We start from the raw sequence: 20304 nt of genomic DNA, 5'->3' as shown, positions 1-20304 counted from the left end.
ACACGTAAGAGAGCATCATGAAGTTCCTCGATCAGGCCAAGGTATACATTCAGTCCGGAACGGGCGGCGCAGGCTGTGTCTCCTTCCGGCGGGAGAAGTATATCGAATATGGCGGCCCCGACGGCGGCGATGGCGGACGGGGCGGCGACGTCTGGGCCGAAGCGGTTGAGGGCCTCAACACGCTGATCGACTATCGTTACCGGCAGCACCACAAAGCCAAACGCGGCGGCCACGGCATGGGCAAGCAGCGCACCGGCGCCAAGGGCGACGATGTCGTCCTGAAGCTGCCCGTGGGCACACAGATCTTTGAGGAAGATCAGGAAACCCTGATCGCGGACCTGACCGAAGTCGGCCAGCGCGTGTTGCTGGCACAGGGCGGCAATGGCGGCTGGGGCAATATGCGCTTCAAATCGTCGACCAATCAGGCGCCGCGCCGCGCCAATCCGGGCGAAGAAGGCGAAGAGGCATGGATCTGGCTGCGCCTGAAGCTGATCGCCGATGCCGGCCTGATCGGCCTGCCGAATGCCGGCAAGTCCACTTTCCTGTCGACCGTGACGGCAGCCCATCCCAAGATCGCAGACTATCCGTTCACGACGCTTCACCCCGGCCTTGGCGTGGTCGACCTCGGCCCCGGCACGCGCTTCGTGCTGGCCGACATTCCGGGCCTGATCGAAGGGGCAGCAGATGGCGCAGGCCTTGGTCACCGCTTCCTGGGCCATGTGGAGCGTTGCAAAGTGCTGCTGCACCTGATCGACTGCACGCAGGATGATGTCGCCGGCGCCTACCGGACCATCCGGGGCGAGTTGGAAGCCTATGATGACGAACTGGCCGAGCGGCCGGAGATCGTTTGCCTCAACAAGATCGATGCGCTGACCCCCGAACTCGTCGAGGAACAGGCAAAGCAACTCGCCACCGTATACGATGGCAAGCCGCTGCTCATTTCCGGTGTGACCGGACAGGGTGTGAAGCCAGCACTCTATGAGGTCGCCCGGCACCTGGGCATACAGGCGGAGCTGGAAGCAGAAGCCAATCCGGACACGGATGACAGCTGGACGCCCCTCTAGGACCTAGTGGTGGTGCGGTTCGGTATTCAACGCGCCGCACTTGCCGCACTTTACGATTACACCATGCGCATCATGATGAGCCACATCCACCAGCAGCGTCGTCTTGCACCGTCCGCAGCGATAGGTCTCGTCCCCGCCGCCTTCGCGCGCAGGCGTGCCTGCCGTGTGCTCCAGCACATCATGGCCGGCGGCTTGTTCGGGCGTGATCAGGATCATGTTGAATTGCGGCATGGGCACCTCTCTTTTCGCCTCACTGAGGCGCAACGGCCCGCCTTGTCAACGCTCGACTTTTTCCTTCCGGCGGAGGCCACACTCATGTATCGCTGCGCGCCATGATTGCTGACGTCCTCGCCCAAGCCAAGCGTATTGTCGTTAAGACCGGATCGGCCCTGATTGCCGAAGACGGACACCCCCGGCTTGCCTGGCTGGAGAAGCTGGCCGCCGACATCGCCGCCTGCCGGGCGCATGGGCAGGAGGTCATCCTCGTTTCCTCCGGCGCGGTGGCGCTGGGCCGGGCGGAGATCGGCTCTGCGGGCACGGCAAGGCTGGACCAGAAGCAGGCTGCTGCCGCCATCGGCCAGCCGCGCCTGATGGCCGCCCTCGCGGCGGCTTTCAGTCCTCACGGCCTGACGGCCGGCCAGGCGCTTCTGACACCGACAGACACGGAAATCCGCCGCCGCTGGCTGAACGCCCGCGCCACACTGGAAACCCTGCTGGAAGCCGGCATCGTGCCGGTGATCAACGAGAACGACACGGTCGCCACCGAAGAGATCCGCTATGGCGACAATGACCGCCTCGCCGCCCGCGTCGCCCAGATGATGGGGGCGGACCTGCTGGTCCTCCTGTCCGACATTGACGGCCTCTACACGGCCGACCCGCGCAGCCACCCGGACGCGACGCATATCGACGTGCTGGACGCGCTGACGCCGGAACACGATGCCATGGCGGCTGGCGCCAATACGTCGGCGGGTGTCGGCTCCGGCGGCATGGTCACCAAGCTGGCCGCGGCGCGTATTGCCCATGCGGCAGGCTGTTCCACCGTCATCACGATCGGCAACCGCGAGCACCCGCTGCTGGCCCTCGCCGAAGGCGCCCGGGCGACTCTGATCCGTGCCAACATCACCCCGGCACGTGCCCGCGAAGCCTGGCTCGCCGGACATCTCCAGCCGGAAGGGTTCATCACCGTCGACAAAGGCGCGGCCCGCGCCCTGAAGGACGGCGCCAGCCTGCTGGCCGTCGGCGTCACCGGCGTGGAAGGCAGTTTCGACAAAGGCGCCGCCGTCGCCATCAAGGCCCCGGAAGGCAAGATCATCGCCCGCGGGGTCACGGCCTATTCCGCTGCGGACATCCAGCGCATTGCCGGACGCCAGAGCGACGAGACCGAGGCAATCCTCGGCTATCGCGGCAGACCCGCCATCGTCCACCGCGACGACATGGTCCGCACGTGACAACGGCCCGGATACGGCCTGCCATCGAAACCGATATCCCCGCTCTTGTGGCGCTGGAACAGAATTTTCCGCCGGACGACCGGTTCCCCGTCCGGACCTGGCGGCGGCTGCTGCGCGGGCAGTCCATGGCCTATGCCGCTGTTTCTGATGATGAAATCTGCGGTGCCGCTGTTTACCTCTACCGCACAGGGACGAAAGTGGCCCGGCTCTACTCCATCACCGTCGCGCCCAGCCATCGCGGGAAGGGTGTCGCGGCCGCGCTTCTGGCTGCCGGGGAAGCCGACGCACGCAACCGGGGCTGTGACCGGGTGCGCCTGGAAGTGCGCCAGTCCAACGCCACTGCAATCCGGCTTTACGAACGCCACGATTTCCGCGTAATGGCGAAAATACCGTCCTATTATCCGGACGGGGAAACAGCAGCCCGGATGGAAAAACCCATCCTTCTCTGAGGCACAGCACTTTCATGACCGACTGGGTCATTCTCGTCGAAAACGCGAACGACATTTCACAAGCCGAAACACCGCACAAAGTGCTCCGTGTATCGGACTATATCGCCCGCCCGGCCCTGTTCGCCGGACGGCGGCCCTATATCCTGAATCTCTGCCGGTCCTACGGGTACCAGTCGGAAGGCTACTACGCCTCGCTGCTGGCAGAGGCCCGCGGACACCGGGTCAGTCCCAGCGTGCAGACCATGGTCGAGCTGTCGGCCAAGGGTCTCTACAATCACGCCCTGCCCGATCTTGGCGAACGCCTGCGTGACGCGCGCGCCAAAGAGGCGCCGGAGATCGGCAGCCTGTTCGTCGCTTTCTCGAAGCCGGAAACGGCAGGCTATGAGCGCCTCGCCCGCGAGGTCTCCGACTGGTTTCGTGTCCCGGCCCTGGAAGTCGAGTTCGACCCGACTGCCCCGCACGGCATTGCCCGTGTACGCATGGTGCCGCCCCAGAAGCTGAAAGGTGAGCGGCGGGAATTTTTCCTCCGCGCCATGGAGGCCTATACGAGCGGACGGATCAGCGAGCCGAAGACGAAGGCCCCCGCCAAATGGGCCCTCGCCGTTCTGGTCGACCCGAATGAAACGCACACCGCCCCATCGAAGCCGGCCTCGATCAAGCGCCTCGCAGACGTCGCGGCGAAGATGGGCGTAGAAGTCGAAATCATCGAGCCGTCAGACCTGACCAGCCTCGCTGAGTTCGACGCCCTGTTCATTCGCGCCACAACGCAGATCAACAACTACACCTACAAGTTCGCCCGCAGGGCCGAGCAGGAAGGCATGCCCGTCATCGACGACACGCACTCCATGATCCGCTGTACCAACAAGGTGTACCTGAAGGAGATCCTGGAGAAAGCCGGCCTGCCCATTCCGCAAACGGAGATCCTGGACGAGAATTCAGACCTGAAAACCGTGTTCGAAAAGCTGGGTTCGCCGGTCGTCCTGAAAACACCTGATGGCTCTTTCGGCTCCAACATGGTGAAGGCGAAGACGCTGGAGGAGCTGAAGACCGGCGTGAAGGCCATGTTCGAGACAACCGCCCTCGTCATCGCGCAGGAATTCGTGCCCACAAAGTTCGACTGGCGCATTGGCGTGCTGAACGGCGAGCCGCTCTATGCCTGCCAATACAGGATGGCCCGCGGCCACTGGCAGATCGTGAAACACGGCCCGGACGGCAAAACCACGGAAGGCGGCTTCAAGACGGTCGCGGTCGAGGATGCCCCGCCCGCCATCGTGGATGCCGCCATGCGCTCCGCCCGCCTCATCGGCGACGGCCTTTACGGCGTGGACCTGAAAGAGACCGAGCGCGGCGTCATGATCATCGAGATCAATGACAATCCGTCGATCGACCATGATGTCGAAGGCGCCATTCTGAAGGACGAGTTGTGGCGCCGGTTGATTTCCTGGTTTTCGACGCGCCTTGAACAGCGCATGGGCCGGGTTGCCTAGAAACGGCCGCCGCCATTCACGACCTTCTTGTAGACCTCTTCGGTCATCGGCTCGTAGCGGTCTTCCTCGGCGTTGTAGACGTAGAGCGGATCATGCACCTGGTTCGGATCGAACCCGTCCTTGACCAGTTCGATCTTGCGGTACTTGAACGTGCCCGTGGTCTCCGGCTCCTTCTGCACGCGCAGGAAGACCGGTATGGCATATCCCGGCAGGCGTTCTGCCAGTAGCCGGTGGAGACCAGCTATGTCGAGTTCATCCGACGCCGTGATTGCCGCCATGCCCGCTTTGCCATCGGCGCCGGGCACGGCAATTCCATAAACATTGGCCGTCTCCACACCCTGGATGTGTGAGAAGGCTTCACCGACTTCGTTCGTGGCCACGTTCTCGCCTTTCCAGCGGAACGTGTCGCCAATCCGGTCGATGAAGTAGACGTAGCCGTCCTTGTCTTTCCGCATCAGGTCACCTGTGCGGAACCACATGTCCCCCTTTTCGAAAACATCGTGCAGTACCTTGCCTTCCGTATCGCGGCTGTCGGTATAGCCTTCGAAGCGGGTGCGGTTGTCCTCTCCGATCCGGCCCAGCACTTCGCCGGCCTCATCGACGCCCGCCCGCACGCAAAACCCGTCTTCGCCGCGCAGCGGCTGTTCGGTTTCCATGTCCGGCTTGACGAACGCCACATGGGCAAACGGCTTTTTCATCCATGGCGGAATGCGGCCACAGGCCCCGATCTTTCCATCAATGTTCAGAAGGCTGACATTGCCCTCGGTGGAGCCATAGAATTCCTTGAAGTCCGACACGCCGAACCGGTCAGCAAAACGCGCCCAGACGTCTTCGCGCAGCCCGTTGCCGAACCCGCCGCGGATCTGGTGCGCCTTGTCTGCCGGCCGTTTCGGCTGGTTCAGCAGGTAGCGGCAGATCTCGCCAATATAGACGAACAGCGTCGCGCCGTTCAGCACGGCATCGTCCCAGAAGCGGCTTGCGGAGAATTTGCGCTCCAGGATCAAGCTGGCCCCGCTCATCAACGCCGCGCCGACCGCGCAGACGCCGCCGGTGGCATGATAGAGTGGCAAAGCCTCCAGGATCCGGTCTTTCGGGGTAATCTCGCACGGGCCGATAAAGTTGCGCATCAGCGTGCGCACCCGGGCATGGGTCAGCTTCGCCGCCTTCGGCATACCGGTCGTGCCGGACGTATAGACGAAGAGGCAGGTATCCTTGCCCTTCATGCCCGCCCGGCGCAGGCGCGTCGGCCGATACGTTGGCATGTCCTTCAATTCCGCGGCGATGTCGCGGAAGACCGGGCTGTTCAGGGACCAGGCATCTAGCGGCCCTTCCAGGAAGGGCTGGGCGCTGTGAACGGCGGCCTCGAAGCCGGTGCCCGTGATCAGCTTCTGCGCGCCAGCAATGTTCAGGCTGTAGGCCAGCCCTTCACCATCCAGATTCGTGTTCACCAGTGCCGCGACCACGCCGACCTTCGACAGGCCGACCCATGCGGCGACATAATCCGGCCGGTTTTCCATCAGCAGTGCGACAACGTCGCCCTGCTTCAGGCCGCGCTGCAGCGCCCAGTGGGCGTAGCGGTTCGCATGAGCATCGAACTCGGCATAGGCGGTCAGGCGGCCTTCAAAGCGGAAAGCGATGCGAATGGCGTGCTCGTCCACGGCCCGCTCAAAGTCATCCGGCACGAGGAAATCGCTGTCGGGGGAAATCCCCTTGGTCCATTTCAGGAGACTCAGCGCCCCCGTGAGGAATTTTGCATCACGCTGCAGATTTGACAGGGCCTTCATCGACAACCGCCTCACACATCACCAGAGTGTCGTTAGCGGTCACCTTAGCGAAACAGGGTGAACGGGCCGGTTCGGGAATCGTTGAAATTTCATCGATTTGCCCGCACACAGGCCCCATAATCTGGCAGGTATTGCATCTGCAGCCGGGTCCTGTATCTGCTGCACTGCACAATGGGAGGCACACAAGAATGACTGATCCGGTAAGCGATCTGCTGGCACTGCTTGATATCGAGCGGCTCGAAACCGACCTTTTCCGCGGGCAGAGCCCGGATGAGGAAGAAAGCCAGCGCGTTTTTGGCGGCCAGGTCATCGCGCAGAGCCTTGTTGCGGCCTATCGCACCGTGCCGGAAGACCGGCCCTGCCATTCACTGCACTGCTATTTTATCCGCCCCGGCGACCCGAACGTGCCGATCATCTACCAGGTCGACCATTCGCGCGATGGTGGCAGCTTCACCACCCGCCGGGTCGTCGCGATCCAGCATGGCAAGCAGATCTTCAATCTCGCTGCCAGTTTCCAGGTGGTGGAAGACGGCTGGCACCACCAGCACGACATGCCTGAGGTGCCAGGACCGGAATCCCTGGGCGACCGCATCGAATGGCGCCGCAAATTCGCTGAGAAAGTGCCGGAGCGCCATCGCGGCCATTTCCTGCGCCCGCGGCCCATCGAGATGCGGGAAATCGATCCGCTGGACCCGCTGAAACCGGAAAAGGCCAGCGACCAGCAGAATCTCTGGGTCCGCGTCGCCCGCAAGATCGACGAGGCCCCGTGGCTGCACCACTGCCTGATGGCCTATGCCAGCGACATGGCCCTGCTCGGCACCGGTAACCGTCCGCATGGCATCTCCTGGATGACCGGCGAGCTGATGTCCGCCAGCCTCGACCATGCCATGTGGTTCCATGCGCCGACCAAGTTCGACGAATGGCACCTTTACTCCATGGACAGCCCCTATGCCGGCGGCGCGCGCAGCTTCAACCGCGGTTCGATTTACACCCAGGATGGACGCCTCGTGGCCAGCGTGGCGCAGGAAGGCCTGATGCGTCCGACCCGAAAAAAGCGCTGATCACTGTTCGCAACCGCGAAAAGGGCTTGCACCAGCGAGCGCGATCATTACACCGGGAGTCCGGAGCGTGGCGCAGTCTGGTAGCGCATCTGGTTTGGGACCAGAGGGTCGTAGGTTCGAATCCTATCGCTCCGACCATTTTCTCATCGGGCAACACGCCCGTGCCTTTGAGATTTCCCTGTAATTACTAGCCCCCCAACGCGGAAGTTGCACCTTTCTGCTTTGCGGCCAAACGGGACAAAGCCGGACAAATTCCGACGTCCCAACGTGGCTCAGAGGTGGAGCGGATGGCGCAGGGCTTGAAATCCCCCATCTTCAAACTCGAAAAAGAGCAAGAAGACTCGGCGAATAACCGACTCAAGCTCACCTAAACCAATGTTCAGCGCCTCAATCGGGACCATGAAGGGCCGAAAAGGTACACCACCGGGACACCGAGGCCTCGACCTCTGCCTGGCCATCACGCCGAATGGCAGTGAAGCCTGGAAGCTCCAGATCGTGAGATCGGACGGCAGTGACACAGACGCGAATCTGATTGCAGCAAAGGCGCTGGAAGACGCTGGGGTCGATACACGCGAAACTCTGCTCGAACTCAGGCGCCGCCGCATGGTGGGCGGGTAAGAGGACATCAGAAATCGCAATCCTGAATAGCCAAAATCACAAGTTATGATTCCCCAAAAGCATGAAGGCGATGGCACCTACTTTATCAGAGCAGGCATTCCACTGGAGCTACGAGCGCTAAGCTGATGATTGATGATGATCCAGCAAAGTATGATCTTCCCGCATGGAAACTGATTATCATGCTGATCATAAACTGCATTCTTTTATATATGGCCATTCAGTCGTTGCGGAACGATACGCATACCCCAGTCTATCCCGGCACGGCGGGCATCGAACGGAGCGCCGTTGGGAATAAATAGCTGAACTGCCACTCTATTCACTTAGCGACCGTCAAGGTTCCTGATGGACCAGAGGGCAGCCTGGTTCCACCCTCTACCACGCTCCACACGCATGCTCACGAGTGAGGCGTCACACTCGCAGAGACAGGTTTGCGCGTTCTGAATGATCTGTATTGTTCCGGTTTTTGACATTGACTGGAATCAGACAAAGCCAAAAGAATTATTTGGGGGACGACCACTGCCAGGTGCATTTGCAGTATGCGCGCAGTCGTCACGGAGGCATGAACTATTCCGTCCCCCACAGCTGATTTCGTCATTTACTGAACACAACCGGTAAGACCATTCAGCAGATAATCTGTGAACACCTGTTTCTTGAGCCGAGAAGCGACGCACTTAATCGCCAACACCGAACCTGTCGGCAAAATCTGCGCCGTTTGCACCGTGAGTAAACGCTTCGGGATCCTCGGGGAGCATGGTCGCCTCCCAAGCCGCATAGTCCGCCTTCAGGGTTTCAAATGCGTCCGGCTGGCGGTCCTTGAGATTGGCCCGTTCCAGAGGATCTTCCACGACATCAAACAGAAACTCATTTTCGAGAATCTTGAGATATTTCAGATTGCCCGACCGGCATGCGCGCTGGGACAAGTTACGGTAGCGCCAAAAGAGCGTGCGTTCCTGTGGCTTTCCACCGCGCAAGCTGGGCAGCAGATCCATCCCGTCACTCTCCAGGCCGGGCGTCATTGGGGCACCTGCTGCAGCAACCAACGTCGGCAGCCAGTCCATGGACATGCAAACCTGCTCACTCTCGGCACCCGCTGGCAGCTCAGCTGGCCACCGTACAATCGTAGGCACCCGGATTCCCCCTTCCAACAGTTCCGTTTTGCGCCCTGTGAACGGCCATGTGTCTGAGAAGCGCTCTCCTCCATTGTCACTTGTGAATACAACAATTGTATTATCGGAGATGTTCAACCGATCCAGCGTGTCGAGAATCCGGCCAACCTGACGGTCCATGGCTTTCATCATTTCTGCATAGACGGCAATTGATCCCCCATCCAAGTGAACGATCCAGATTGGCAGACCCGAGGATTGAATTCTCTTGGATTCGTCAAGATCGTTCGGTCCTTCCCAAGGCCAGTGCGGCGCACTGAAATGCAGACTGAGGAAAAAGGGTTGGTGTGATTTGCTCGCGTCTTCGATTACATCCACCGCCCTATCACCCAACATCTGTGTCAGATATCCGGTCTCATGCACTTCTTGTGTACCGTCCCACAGATCATGACCGCCGATCGTATTGTGGCTGAAATAATCGACGCTGCCACTCCGGAAGCCCCAGAACTGGTCATAGCCACTCTTCAACGGACCATAGTCAGGCAATGCACCGAGATGCCATTTGCCAACCAGAGCCGTTGAATAACCAGCGCGCTGCAAGACGCGTGGCAAGGTCTCGACCTCCGGCTCCAGACCGACATCGCGATTAACCAGCGGCTCCTCCAAACCGATCGGGAAGCGGTATTGATAGCGTCCGGTGATCAATGCGGTGCGGGTCGCCGAGCAGACGGGGGAATTGGCATAGGCCTGAGTCAGCTTCACCCCATCACGCGCCAGGCTATCGATATGCGGTGTTTCATAATCCCGCCGGCCGAAACATGAAAGATCAGCATAGCCGAGATCATCTGCCATAATGAATACAATGTTCGGTGCACGGATTCCCACTGTCTCAGCCGAGGTAACGCCAGCGCACGCTGCCAAGGCCAGCGTGGAGGCCCCGCCGGCCAGAAAGCTGCGCCGGCCAATAGTGGGTCCCAATATCTTACGCTGTGTCATTCTGTTTCCCTCCGACTTCTCTGTTGTCTTGTCGTTTTCTGCGGCTCAACTCAAGGCTTAATCCGGCCAAGCCCCGCCATTCACATCAATGATCTCACCGGTGATAAAGCCCGCATCAGCACCAAGCAGGAACGCTACCGTGCCGGCCACTTCGTCAGCCAGGCCCAGCCGCCCCACTGGAATGGTTGCTCGCAAGGCTTCCGGGAAATTCACCGTCATGGGAGATTGAATTGGTCCCGGTGCGACGACGTTGGCTGTCGCACCATGGGAGGCGAGCTCCTTTGCTGCATAGAGCGTCAGGCTGTGCACTGCCGCCTTGGATGCACCATAAACGGCATTGGCTGACCCGGCTTGCTCATGAGGGTCCAGCCAGGGCCTCGCATTACCTCCATTCTTGGCCAGAATGGAGCCGATATTGACGATCCGCCCGAAGCCTTGCGCTTTCATCGGCGCCATCACGGCCTGATTCGAGAAGAAGACGCCGTCCAGATTGATGGACAGAACACGCCTATACTCCGCCTCCGTGATGGTCTCAAACCCGCCCACAGACGTCACGCCCGCCACGGTAACGAGACAGTCAATTCGTCCGTGCCGCTTCATGGTCTGCGCGACCAGTTCGAAGACTGCGTCGCGATCAGATACATCAAGCCTTTCGCATGTGACGTTTCCTGCCCCGGCAAGTTCCTCCGGACTGAAGCCCGGTTCCTCCCGGTCAGCCAGCACAAGCGAATAGCCCATACGCGCCAGACGTCGCACAACTGCCGAGCCGATCACACCTCTGGCCCCTGTGATCAGGACCACTTGCTCCCTGGGAGGCGGGTAGGCCATCTAAGCCCCCGTTGCATGAAGGGCCGCGAGCCTGCCGAACACTGCACCGCGCAGAACCGATGTCGAACCGGTGTAAACGCGATAATAGATTCCCATTGTTTCGCCGGCAGCATAGAGCCCGTTGATCGGTTCGCCATTCTGGCTGAGGACACGTGCATGCTGGTCGATCTTCAGGCCACCAAATGTAAAGACGTTTGCTGAGATGATGGGATAAGCCTTGAACGGAGCTCTTTCGAGTGGCCGCGCCCAATTGGACTTTCGAATCCCGACACCATGCGTGGCCAGACCATCGGTTTCCAGTGGTTTGAACTCACCAGGCTGGCAGCTCGCATTGTAGGCATCAACGGTGGCCTCCAGATTTTGGGCATCAATCTTTATCAAGTCGGCGAGCTCTGCAATCGTGCCCGCCTCGATGGCGGGCTGGTCCGTGCGTAGTCCCGTCTGCCAGTTTGGAACATCCTCGATTCCTGCATCCAGGATCAGATAGGCAATCCCGTCACGCTGTTTGTGAATCTCACGTGTGACAGACTCATAGTGCGCATCCACCGTGCCGGGGGCCTCGTCCGTGAAACGTTCTCCAGCCTTGTTTACCAGAATGCCATAGGGAAAAATGAACACTGCCGGTTCAGCAGCGCCGGACCGCGGATCGATCGGTTCAGCATGATAGCTACCAAAATCTCCGTTCGGCGCGGCGCCGATTTCCAGTGCCATCCGTATGCCTTCGCCCTTGTTGTAATATCCCCCGCGGGCGACAGGGCGCAGATTGATGGAAGATTGGCCAAGATACTGAGTCTGCATCTCGGCATTTCCTTCAAACCCGCCACTAGCCAGCACGATCGCGTCCGCCGCGATCTGCTCCAGCGCGCCTCCCTTCTTGCGCGCGAGCAAACCTGATACCTGCCCCGTCGGACTGGTAACCAATTTTTCTGCCGTGGTTTCGAAGCAGAATTCAACTCCGGCCTGCTTGCACTTCTCAGTCAGAGTTTCGACCATGGCGAGGCCACCGCCCACGGGAAGCAGACGCGTGGTCGTCGTGGTCAGAAAGGCCGTGGGCAGGAAGTCGAATTTAATGCCCGCTTTTTCCAACCAGCGAATGGTCGGTCCGGCCGCATCATGTAATGCGGAAATCATCTGCGGATCGGCCATGCTGAGCGATTTGGCAAGCTGGCTCCAGCCGTCCGGATCGCCGGACATTTCCTTTATGAATGATGCATCGATATAACCGCCGGCATTCTCAGCAAGATGATCGATAAAGTCGTCAGCCGGTTCGTCCAGACTCTTCATGCGCAGATATGCTTCAGTGTAGCGAGTATTGCCGCCATGCTCTCCTTCTTGTGCGCGCTCAATAATGGTGACTGATGCGCCAGCCTCAGCTGCACTGAGTGCCGCTGACAAGCCAGCAATCCCACTCCCGACAACGACTATCTGTTTCATGATGCTCTCCCTGGCTTGTGATGTTTGCTGGCCATCTAAGCCCGACAAGCTTCAACGAAATCGTTTGTCGTCATCACCGATCCGAACACAGGCAACATCTTTTCCACGGCAAAGGCGTGCCATTCTGCATTGGGCGACGCACAGGCATCACCAAGCACGTTAATTGCGAAGCCCGCATCATCGCCAGCCCGCGCGGTGGCCTCCACCACCAGATTGGTTGCCACACCCGAGAGATAGAGTGACTTGATCCCGCGCTGCATCAACCACGTCATCAGACCGGTATTGAAGAAGGGATTCACGCACTGCTTGGTAAAGATCACCTCATCATCAGCGGGCTTCACGACATCGGGAAACTCCGTACCCCACTCCCCGAGAATGGCGGCCTTGTTCTTCTTCAGCGCATCAATGCGCGCAGCCACACTCAGACAATCGGCATGGTCGGGGCGGAAACCGAGGCGCACATGGGCCACCGTCATGCCGCACGTTCGTGCGGCTTTCAGAGCGCTGGAGGCATGCTCAAGAACGCCTGCCTCGGCGACGATGCCGGCCAGGCCGTGCGCACCGACCTTGCCTTTGGGATCGACCATTTCGTTCTGCAGATCGAGCAGGAGAAGTGCGCTGGTTGAGGGCGTGATGTCTGACATCGTTGTTCCTTTCAAATGAATAGAGCTAGGTTTCCAGGGCGAAAGCGGCGGCATGCCGGCCCGCACGTGCGCCGAAGACAGAGCCGGACATCAGCCCTGCCCCGCCTGGATATTTCTCGAAATAAAGCCCCCCCTGCATTTCGCCGGCGGCATAGAGCCCGGCGATCTCGTCGCCAGACTGGGCCAGGACACGCGAATCGCTATCGGTGCGCACGCCGCCATAGGTGAACGTGATGCCACACGTGACTTTGAAGGCGCGGTAGGGTGGTTTGCTGAGTTGCAGCGCCCAGTTCGATTTTTCCACTGGCCCGATCCGGGCTCTGCGCCCATCCAGCACTGCGGGATTGAACGGCGTGCCGGTTTCGACGGCGTCATTATAGGCCTGGACGTAAGACAGGAAGCCGTCTGCGTCGACGCCGTCCAGCTTGTGCGCGAGTGCTTCCAGCGTATCGGCCTGCACCCAACTCATTTGCTTCATCCGGTATTCGTCCGTCACAAGATGGAATGACTGGTCATCAAATATTTGCCAGGCCAGCGCATCGGGCTGGGAGAGTATGGCCCGCCCAAGATTGGCGTAGGTGTAATTCCGAAAGTTCGCACCTTCGTCAAAGAAACGTTCACCACGCGCATTCACGATAATGCCGAACGGAAAGCTGTTCTTCTGCTGGTTTAGCAGACTGATCTCACCAAATTCGGGTGCATTCGCATCATAGGCCACGGAATGACAACCGCTCCAATGACCAGCCGGTGCAGCCCCCATATCAAGCGCCATACGGATGCCATCGCCCATATTGAACCTGCACCCGCGAACCTTCGCCAGATCCCAATTGCGGCCAAGGTAACGTGCACGCCATTCGGAATTTGCGTGGAACCCTCCAGCCGCGAGGATCACACTCCGCGCCTCGATCTGTTCGGTCCCACGGGGCGTCCGCGTTATAACGCCCGTGACTTGTCCCGCTCTTTCGGTGAGGCCGACCACGCGGTGGCCATAGAGAAACCGAATACCGGCTTTGTCGGCAATTTCGTGTTGCGTATCGACAAGCCCGAGGCCGCCACCTGACACTTCAACCGTCAGACCACCCCAGTAGGTTCGAATCCCGTCGACCACGAACGATTGACGTCCATAGATAGGAATGAACCGAACCCCGTGGGAAACCAGCCAGAGCAATGTTGGCAGGCTCTCGCGCGTGAGCGTGTCGGCCAGATCCGCGTCTGTGTGATAGGACGACATTTCGATCAGATCGCCGAAGTACTTTTCCTCGGAATATGACCCGAAATCGGAGGTCGCGATTTCTTCATCGCCAAGATCAGGCACGATCTTCCTGATATCGCTGGCGCCTTCATACGCCACCCGAAATGCTCCGCCTGTGAAAGCACTGTTGCCGCCCCGCTGATGCTTCGGCGCCCAATCGACAACCAGTACGGACGCACCATGTTCCGCGGCAGCTATCGCTGCGCACATGGCCGCATTTCCGCTACCCACGATGAGGACATCCGGGCGACTCATTGTGGTACTTCCTGCGACACGGCGGTCACCAGACGCGGCAACACCTCTTTCCAATCCGCAATGACCCCAATCTCCGCAACACTGAAGATCGTTGCATCCGGATCCGAATTTATCGCGATAATTCGGGACTCTTTCGAGACGCCGGCAAGATGTTGCGGCGTGCCCGATATGCCAATTGCAAAGTACACATCGGGTGAGACGAACTTGCCGGATTGCCCGACCTGCCAGGAGACTGGCGCGAGCCCCAGATCGACCGCCGGCAGACTCGCCCCCACCGCAGCATGATCTAAAGCATGCGCGAGTTGTGCCAGATAGGCAAACCCCTGCTCATTGAGACCTCGTCCGCCGGAAAGGACCAATTTGGCGGAATGCAGATCGAAGCCTTCCTCATCCACTGGCACGGTCGTAACCGTCAGAGGCTCTACCTCAGGTAACGAGACATCGATCGTCTCGACTCTCGCGGTGGACGGACCAAGTGCAGGGTGGTCGCCTTTCGGGGATTGAACCACGCAAGTACAGCTGCCACCGCCCAGCTGTGTTTCCAGCTGCAGCCGCCCGCCATAGGCGCCGCGGCCCAGCCAGAAGCCGCTCTCATCCCTTTCAAGGGTGAGCACTCGCCCCGCGCATTCAAAGGCGAGATCGACGCTCACCATGGCGGCAATAACATCACCTGAAGGATCGGCGCTGAAGACGCAGATATACGAATTTCCACCGGATGTATCGCAAACCTGATGCAAGCATTGGCTGCAGAGCGATGCGAGCTGTTCTGGATCACTCGCCGCACTGACATTCTCCGTGACCGCAAAAGCACGGCTCACGCCCATTTCCACCGCATGTTCAGCCAGCTCACCAGCTTCTGGACCGCACGCCAATGCCCAAAGCTCCAGCTCCTGCGCTTTAGCGAACGCAAGACTTGCCGCTAATGCATCTGTCGCACCAGGCAGGCAGACGGCCAGCAGAATAGGTGTCGCGCGGCTCATGTTGCCGCGCCTATGCGTAAAATCTCAGCGAGCTCCTGTGTCTGCGCCGCGATGTCGCCGGTCAGAATGCGGCATTGGCCCTCTGGTCTGCTCTGGCGCAGGGCACTGACTTTTCGTGCGACCGGCATCGACGCGCGCCCAGGATCGGCGTGATGTCCTATTTCGGCCGTGCGCGCCTGCATTGCGTTCTTCATCAGCGGATGCCGCAGCCGATTGCTCTTGTCATTGGTTACGCTGGCGACGATCTGGCGATCGAGCTGGATACTTTCCACAACGCCATCACGGCGACGCTGGAGCTGAATACTCTGCCCACCGACTTCAAGAGAGTGGATCAGGCCAACATATCTATTCCCCAGTATACGCGCCAACATTGCCGGCACAGCACCATCATCGCAGTCGCCAAACTCTCTGCCGATCAAGATCACATCAGCCGGTTCGCCATCCGCAGCGACCCGCTCTGCGAGCACACGCGCCACATGTGCCCGATCCGCCAGACCTCCGGTCCCGACTGATACAGTTTCGATCCGGTCCGGCTTGTAGGCAGCAACTTTGCGCGCAAGCCGCGAAGACTCCTCGCCGATAAGGTAGGCCTCAAGCACGTACGCCTGTGTGTTACCCCCTTCGCGCAGACGCAAAGCCAGTTCCAGCGCCGCCTCATCAAATGGGCTTAAGGCCAGCTTTTGCGGATCACGCGACGGCAGTGCCCCTGAAGGATCGAGGGAGAGCATCCATTTCGGATCCAGTATAGCTGCCAGGAAGACGATGATCTTCATGCGCGACTTCCTTCGTCCGCAGTAAGTCGATCTGCAAAAATTCTCCCAAAAACCACCGCCTTACCCAACGCGGAACCAGTCATATAGGCGGCTCCGTGAAAGCCTCCCGTCACTTCGCCAACGGCATAAAGCCCCGGAATAGGTTCACCAAAGACATCGATCACACGTGTCGACGGATCAATACGCAATCCGCAATAGGTACCAAATACCACCGCCGTGGACGGATAGGCATAGAAAGGCGGTGTCTCGATCGGTCGAAGAGCCCCATGATGATGCACCAAGTTGCTGCGCCCGAACGCTTTGTCCTGGCCAGCGGCGACATCACTATTGTAGCGATCAATCGTGGCTTTCAGTACGGATGGATCGATTTCGAGCTGCGCCGCCAACCCCTCGAGGCTGTCGGCAACGTAGAACAGACCTTCTTCCAAACGCCGCTCGAAATCCATGATCCGGACCCGATTGTCACCCGTGTCGAAAATCGCCTGATCAAGAATCTGATAACTGACATGGTTCGACTGGGCCATGACGGCATCTCCAAGCAGCTTGTAGGAGATTGACTCATCGACGAACCGGTTGCCTTTTTCATTCACAGCGATGGCGCCCTTGTAAACCGCCTGAAGACTATGATCATTGGTTTCATCAAACGGATGCTTGCCGAATGTACCCTTGATGTAGGCCATATCGCGCAGATCCGCGCCCAGCTTCCAAGCCATGCGAAGACCGTCGCCCTCATTGCCCTTGCCACTGACAATCAGTGCATGTTCATACGCAGGTGAGAACGTCTTCAGGAGACCTGCATCCCATGCAAAGCCTCCACTGGCGAGCAACACGGCCCTGCTGGCCAAATACTCAAGACCATCATCAGTAACCACGCCAGCGACACGTCCTGTTGTGTCGTCCACGACAAGGCGTCCAGCCCGTGTATTGAACACGACTTCGCACTTTCCGGTCTCAACTGCACGATTACGCAGTACCCGAACCATATCGGCCGGGTCCACATTATGGGCGCGTTTGGCGGATTGTCCGGAAGCAGCCTCCACGACCGGACTGAAAGTTACGCCCGCAGATTTCAGCCATTCATAAGTATCGTGTTGCGCATCCACGTAAGCGCGAACAAGATCGGGATCATTTGCCCCCTTGCCGACCTCAATCAGATCACGCTCCAGAAGCTCCGGACCATCATCGATGTTATTAGCCTTCTGAATATCCGTCCCGGCAAATGCAAGGCAACCGCCACTTTTGGCTGATGAGCCACCAATCTCATCTGTCTTCTCCAGAACGATGACCGAGAAACCATGTTCCACCGCACGCAATGCAGCGCAAAAGCCAGCCGCTCCACCGCCGACAACAACAATTTCACTCTCACGTGCCATGACCATGCCTAGCTCAACCCGTAGAAGCGGAAGAGTTCGTCGATACGGTCCTTCGGCGGTCTGGTAGAGAAGTAACCACCGGGTTGCATGGATTGACCATCACGATGGGCGTCCACCAACCGCTCGGCACGCTGGATCCAGGCCGCAAGTGAATCGATGATTGGTACACCATCCACTTCACTGATGCCGTTGCGCGCGAGAATCACATTCAGCGGTGCTTCGCCCGGGATAATAACGTCGGCACCTGTCTTGATCATCTTGCGCGCGGAGGCAAAGAATCTCTCCAGCAATGGTTCAGGATCATCAAAGGCTGGCAGAACGTCGTGGAACGTGAAGCCTACATGGCTGGCGACAACAAAATTATTCTCATATCCATGCTGACGGATATTCGCTGCGGTGAGTTCCGCCAGCTCACTAATAAAGACCAGAACGCCGATCTTGCTGCCCGCTTTGCTCGCGCTTTCCAGTGCAGCCTCCAGATAACCTACCACCGGAATCTCCACCAATGTCTGGATCTCCCTCAGTGCAGGCTCAGGCAACGTACTCAAGGCGAAGGCGTCAAACCCACCCTTTTCGGCGGCACGCGCGGCCTGCATAAACTGCAAACCGTGCAGGTACTGAAAGGCACAATACTTGATATCGTCACCCGGATAGTTTGAACGATATGTCCGTGGCCGCATTCCATGCATGACGATCTCTGTGTCCGCACGTGAGACCGTTCGAAAATGTTCCTCGAGAGCCTGTCGATAGGGTGTAAGCTCACCGAGGACCGTAAAGCTTTGGTGCCAAATGCGTATACTCATACTTACTCACTATGCTGAGGTATGGAAGGTCGCCCTTGATCGCCTTGGGAGGATGCAAGTTGCGCGATCAAGGGCGGGTCACCAGTCCGGACCGAATTAAGGGTCTCGGCGACCAAACGGGGGCTCGCTTATTCGAAGCGTTATCGAATCTAGTCCTTACCGAACATCAGATCCGGAAGCTCCTGCCCGAGCAGATATCCACCTACCAAACCAGCTGTATCATCGGCGTTTTGGGTAATATGGTTGGCGCCTGCGATTGTGTCCCGCAGGAAGCGTTGCATCGGATTGGAAAGGTAGATGCCACGCGCCCCCATAGGCTTGAACAGCAGCATCACCGCCTCCTCACATTCCCGGCCGACTCTTGCGGTGTCGAGCAGATAGTGCGCACGCTCTTCCTTGCTGATCCGCTCTCCGTTCTCAAGCTTCTCCATCACCTCAGCCATCATGAATTCCATGCGCGCCTTACACGAACGCACGAGTCCAACAGCATTCCCCAGACGGTCTTTCACATAGGGGCTAAGTGCTGCAGCGTCTCCGGTTCCGGTATTCTTCCGCACTTTCATATGCTCGATATAGACATCGATGGCGCCCTGGGCGAAGCCGATAATCACGGCTGAAACGGCCGAATAGAAAACGGTCATGAAAGGAATGGCGTAACTCGGGCCGAATTCCTTATTCGGATGATATTCAATCATACTGTGAGTACGGTGATCCGGTATGAAAGCGTCATTCACCATCAAACTCTTGCTGCCAGTTCCTGCCAGGCCGAACACGTGCCAGTCATCGATGACGTCGTAATCGTCATGCGAGACAAGCAAAGCAATTCGGTTGACTGGCACACCTTCTTCGTTGCGCTCGAGCGCACCCACGAAGGCCCATTTGCCATGATCTGTACCGCTGGATGTCGGGTAGCGTCCCGACAGGCGGTACCCGCCCTCCACCTTGGTGAGCTTCCCTACGGGAGGATAGGATGACGCGACAATGACCGTATCATCCTGGCCCCACACATCTTCACCCGCTTGCGCATTCATGACACCAAATTCCCACTGGTGCACGCCCAGGATCATCATGTTCCATGCACTTGCAGGGCACCCCCGCCCCAGCTCGTTCAGCACCCGGAAAAATACAATCGGGTTCATGCCATAACCACCCCAACGCGGAGGCTGCAGGATCTTGAAGAAACCGGCATCGACGAAAGCCTGGATAGTCTCTGAAGAGACTTTCCGGTCTTTTTCGACCTGATCGGCCTTTTCTTTCAACATTGGAATGAGCGCTTGCGCCCTTTCAACAAGCTCACGCGAGCTCGGTATTGCGGTTGCGCCACTTTTGACCGTCTCAAGTGCTGGCATTTTCTAATCTCCCGATGTTCATTTATTGTTTTGCTGTGGTGAGGGTGGCAAACTTCCGATCGAAGTAGATAAGCGGAGCGCGGGAAGTCTCGTCTTTTCGGATATCAGTGACATCAATGAGAAAAAGCGTGTGAGTGCTTTCAGTTATTGTATGGCTGACATTGCCCCGGAAGCTGGCAAGACAGGACCTGAGCCGAGGTGCTTCGCCCGGTTCCAGGTCCCATTCACCACCTTCGAAACGTTCATTTGGATTGCTCCCGTCCTGGCCAGAAAACCGCAAAGCCAGGTCCCGTTGCGCCTCAGTCAGAACGTTGATCGACAGTACAGAGCTCTTCTTGATGATGTCGTGAGCGAATACATTATGGTTCACGACAACGAGGAGCCGGGGCGGGTCTGCCGTCACCGAACAGACCGCAGTCGCTGTTAGCCCGGAATATTCCGCGCCATCGGCAGTTGCGATAACACAACATGCCCCAGCGAAGTTCCGCATTGCAGAGCAGAACTTGCTGCTCAGATCTGCGGAGACCGACGCGCACGCCTGCTGGATCGACGCGGCTCTCGCTGGCTTACACAGTCCATCGGGCTTGTGTTCGGATGCCATCA

The 20304-nt window shown here is 58.9% G+C and carries 20 protein-coding genes and 1 tRNA gene; 8 read left to right on the top strand and 13 right to left on the bottom strand.

What is annotated here, in order from left to right:
- Nucleotides 1–17 precede the first annotated feature (17 nt).
- Entirely contained in the window at nucleotides 18–1064 is a 1047-nt protein-coding gene (gene obgE, locus HAD_RS10235; protein WP_035570878.1) for a GTPase ObgE, read from the top strand.
- 3 nt (nucleotides 1065–1067) lie between these two features.
- Here the strand turns inward: obgE and HAD_RS10230 are convergent, their stop codons facing one another.
- Nucleotides 1068–1295, bottom strand: coding sequence for a hypothetical protein (locus tag HAD_RS10230; RefSeq protein WP_035570876.1), 228 nt, complete (start codon nucleotides 1293–1295; stop codon nucleotides 1068–1070).
- A gap of 101 nt (nucleotides 1296–1396) precedes the next feature.
- Here HAD_RS10230 and proB point away from each other — a divergent pair, with 101 nt between their 5' ends.
- From proB to HAD_RS10215, 3 genes are read left to right on the top strand one after another with little or no spacing between them, the layout of a single operon-like run.
- Nucleotides 1397–2512, top strand: coding sequence for a glutamate 5-kinase (gene proB, locus HAD_RS10225; RefSeq protein WP_035570875.1), 1116 nt, complete (start codon nucleotides 1397–1399; stop codon nucleotides 2510–2512).
- Complete coding sequence (locus HAD_RS10220) at nucleotides 2509–2961, top strand: GNAT family N-acetyltransferase (protein WP_035570874.1); 453 nt, start codon at nucleotides 2509–2511, stop codon at nucleotides 2959–2961. Before proB ends, HAD_RS10220 begins: the two co-directional genes overlap by 4 nt.
- Nucleotides 2962–2975: 14 nt before the next feature.
- Nucleotides 2976–4448: a RimK family protein gene (locus tag HAD_RS10215; RefSeq protein ID WP_035570869.1), complete on the top strand. Its 1473-nt coding sequence runs from the start codon at nucleotides 2976–2978 to the stop codon at nucleotides 4446–4448.
- Here the strand turns inward: HAD_RS10215 and HAD_RS10210 are convergent.
- Nucleotides 4445–6232, bottom strand: coding sequence for a long-chain-acyl-CoA synthetase (locus HAD_RS10210; RefSeq protein WP_035570868.1), 1788 nt, complete (start codon nucleotides 6230–6232; stop codon nucleotides 4445–4447). The two genes, HAD_RS10215 and HAD_RS10210, sit on opposite strands and share 4 nt — an antisense overlap.
- Nucleotides 6233–6420: 188 nt before the next feature.
- On the opposite strand from HAD_RS10210, the gene HAD_RS10205 reads away from it, so the two are divergent.
- The 4 genes from HAD_RS10205 to HAD_RS18575 all read left to right on the top strand — a co-directional run bounded on the left by HAD_RS10205 (nucleotide 6421) and on the right by HAD_RS18575 (nucleotide 8210).
- Nucleotides 6421–7293, top strand: a complete 873-nt coding sequence (locus tag HAD_RS10205) for an acyl-CoA thioesterase (protein ID WP_035570867.1) — start codon at nucleotides 6421–6423, stop codon at nucleotides 7291–7293.
- Between the two features lie 61 nt (nucleotides 7294–7354).
- Nucleotides 7355–7431 (top strand) — tRNA-Pro (locus HAD_RS10200).
- A gap of 261 nt (nucleotides 7432–7692) precedes the next feature.
- The gene (locus HAD_RS10195; protein ID WP_156942221.1) at nucleotides 7693–7911 is read left to right on the top strand and encodes a hypothetical protein; all 219 of its coding nucleotides are present in this window, start codon (nucleotides 7693–7695) and stop codon (nucleotides 7909–7911) included.
- Between the two features lie 125 nt (nucleotides 7912–8036).
- Entirely contained in the window at nucleotides 8037–8210 is a 174-nt protein-coding gene (locus tag HAD_RS18575) for a hypothetical protein (protein ID WP_156942220.1), read from the top strand.
- 372 nt (nucleotides 8211–8582) lie between these two features.
- Here HAD_RS18575 and HAD_RS10190 read toward each other — a convergent pair whose 3' ends face one another.
- From HAD_RS10190 to HAD_RS10140, 11 genes are all read right to left on the bottom strand, one after another.
- Nucleotides 8583–10010, bottom strand: coding sequence for a sulfatase family protein (locus HAD_RS10190; RefSeq protein WP_035570863.1), 1428 nt, complete (start codon nucleotides 10008–10010; stop codon nucleotides 8583–8585).
- Between the two features lie 57 nt (nucleotides 10011–10067).
- Nucleotides 10068–10838 carry an SDR family NAD(P)-dependent oxidoreductase gene (locus tag HAD_RS10185; RefSeq protein WP_035570861.1) on the bottom strand — a complete coding sequence of 257 codons (771 nt, stop codon included), beginning with the start codon at nucleotides 10836–10838 and terminating at the stop codon, nucleotides 10068–10070.
- Nucleotides 10839–12272 (bottom strand): FAD-dependent oxidoreductase, encoded by a 1434-nt coding sequence (locus tag HAD_RS10180; protein ID WP_035570859.1) that lies wholly within the window; start codon nucleotides 12270–12272, stop codon nucleotides 10839–10841.
- A 35-nt stretch (nucleotides 12273–12307) separates the two neighbouring features.
- A complete protein-coding gene (locus HAD_RS10175) occupies nucleotides 12308–12916 on the bottom strand; it encodes a cysteine hydrolase family protein (protein WP_051596106.1) in 609 nt (202 codons plus the stop codon).
- 25 nt (nucleotides 12917–12941) lie between these two features.
- Nucleotides 12942–14423, bottom strand: coding sequence for an FAD-dependent tricarballylate dehydrogenase TcuA (gene tcuA / locus HAD_RS10170; RefSeq protein WP_035570857.1), 1482 nt, complete (start codon nucleotides 14421–14423; stop codon nucleotides 12942–12944).
- A complete protein-coding gene (locus HAD_RS17990) occupies nucleotides 14420–15403 on the bottom strand; it encodes an electron transfer flavoprotein subunit alpha/FixB family protein (RefSeq protein ID WP_051596105.1) in 984 nt (327 codons plus the stop codon). The genes tcuA and HAD_RS17990 overlap by 4 nt, the downstream gene beginning before the upstream one ends.
- Nucleotides 15400–16176, bottom strand: coding sequence for an electron transfer flavoprotein subunit beta/FixA family protein (locus tag HAD_RS10160; protein ID WP_051596104.1), 777 nt, complete (start codon nucleotides 16174–16176; stop codon nucleotides 15400–15402). Before HAD_RS10160 ends, HAD_RS17990 begins: the two co-directional genes overlap by 4 nt.
- Nucleotides 16173–17549, bottom strand: coding sequence for an FAD-dependent oxidoreductase (locus HAD_RS10155; RefSeq protein WP_035572074.1), 1377 nt, complete (start codon nucleotides 17547–17549; stop codon nucleotides 16173–16175). Before HAD_RS10155 ends, HAD_RS10160 begins: the two co-directional genes overlap by 4 nt.
- Before the next feature lie 8 nt (nucleotides 17550–17557).
- Complete coding sequence (locus HAD_RS10150; protein ID WP_035570855.1) at nucleotides 17558–18352, bottom strand: aspartate/glutamate racemase family protein; 795 nt, start codon at nucleotides 18350–18352, stop codon at nucleotides 17558–17560.
- Nucleotides 18353–18501: 149 nt separating this feature from the next.
- The gene (locus HAD_RS10145; protein ID WP_035570854.1) at nucleotides 18502–19701 is read right to left on the bottom strand and encodes an acyl-CoA dehydrogenase family protein; all 1200 of its coding nucleotides are present in this window, start codon (nucleotides 19699–19701) and stop codon (nucleotides 18502–18504) included.
- Between the two features lie 22 nt (nucleotides 19702–19723).
- Entirely contained in the window at nucleotides 19724–20302 is a 579-nt protein-coding gene (locus tag HAD_RS10140; RefSeq protein WP_051596103.1) for a flavin reductase family protein, read from the bottom strand.
- Between the last annotated feature and the right edge of the window lie 2 nt (nucleotides 20303–20304).

This window comes from Hyphomonas adhaerens MHS-3, assembly GCF_000685235.1.
GTDB lineage: Bacteria > Pseudomonadota > Alphaproteobacteria > Caulobacterales > Hyphomonadaceae > Hyphomonas > Hyphomonas adhaerens.
This window is presented reverse-complemented; position numbering and strand designations above follow the sequence as displayed.

Bases quoted from the DNA above. Each gene is read 5' to 3' on its own strand.
- obgE (WP_035570878.1), top strand. From the start codon at position 18: ATGAAGTTCCTCGATCAGGCCAAGGTATACATTCAGTCCGGAACGGGC.
- HAD_RS10230 (WP_035570876.1), bottom strand. From the start codon at position 1,295: ATGCCGCAATTCAACATGATCCTGATCACGCCCGAACAAGCCGCCGGC.
- proB (WP_035570875.1), top strand. From the start codon at position 1,397: ATGATTGCTGACGTCCTCGCCCAAGCCAAGCGTATTGTCGTTAAGACC.
- HAD_RS10215 (WP_035570869.1), top strand. From the start codon at position 2,976: ATGACCGACTGGGTCATTCTCGTCGAAAACGCGAACGACATTTCACAA.
- HAD_RS10210 (WP_035570868.1), bottom strand. From the start codon at position 6,232: ATGAAGGCCCTGTCAAATCTGCAGCGTGATGCAAAATTCCTCACGGGG.
- HAD_RS10205 (WP_035570867.1), top strand. From the start codon at position 6,421: ATGACTGATCCGGTAAGCGATCTGCTGGCACTGCTTGATATCGAGCGG.
- HAD_RS10195 (WP_156942221.1), top strand. From the start codon at position 7,693: ATGAAGGGCCGAAAAGGTACACCACCGGGACACCGAGGCCTCGACCTC.
- HAD_RS18575 (WP_156942220.1), top strand. From the start codon at position 8,037: ATGATTGATGATGATCCAGCAAAGTATGATCTTCCCGCATGGAAACTG.
- HAD_RS10190 (WP_035570863.1), bottom strand. From the start codon at position 10,010: ATGACACAGCGTAAGATATTGGGACCCACTATTGGCCGGCGCAGCTTT.
- HAD_RS10185 (WP_035570861.1), bottom strand. From the start codon at position 10,838: ATGGCCTACCCGCCTCCCAGGGAGCAAGTGGTCCTGATCACAGGGGCC.
- HAD_RS10180 (WP_035570859.1), bottom strand. From the start codon at position 12,272: ATGAAACAGATAGTCGTTGTCGGGAGTGGGATTGCTGGCTTGTCAGCG.
- HAD_RS10175 (WP_051596106.1), bottom strand. From the start codon at position 12,916: ATGTCAGACATCACGCCCTCAACCAGCGCACTTCTCCTGCTCGATCTG.
- tcuA (WP_035570857.1), bottom strand. From the start codon at position 14,423: ATGAGTCGCCCGGATGTCCTCATCGTGGGTAGCGGAAATGCGGCCATG.
- HAD_RS17990 (WP_051596105.1), bottom strand. From the start codon at position 15,403: ATGAGCCGCGCGACACCTATTCTGCTGGCCGTCTGCCTGCCTGGTGCG.
- HAD_RS10160 (WP_051596104.1), bottom strand. From the start codon at position 16,176: ATGAAGATCATCGTCTTCCTGGCAGCTATACTGGATCCGAAATGGATG.
- HAD_RS10155 (WP_035572074.1), bottom strand. From the start codon at position 17,549: ATGGCACGTGAGAGTGAAATTGTTGTTGTCGGCGGTGGAGCGGCTGGC.
- HAD_RS10150 (WP_035570855.1), bottom strand. From the start codon at position 18,352: ATGAGTATACGCATTTGGCACCAAAGCTTTACGGTCCTCGGTGAGCTT.
- HAD_RS10145 (WP_035570854.1), bottom strand. From the start codon at position 19,701: ATGCCAGCACTTGAGACGGTCAAAAGTGGCGCAACCGCAATACCGAGC.
- HAD_RS10140 (WP_051596103.1), bottom strand. From the start codon at position 20,302: ATGGCATCCGAACACAAGCCCGATGGACTGTGTAAGCCAGCGAGAGCC.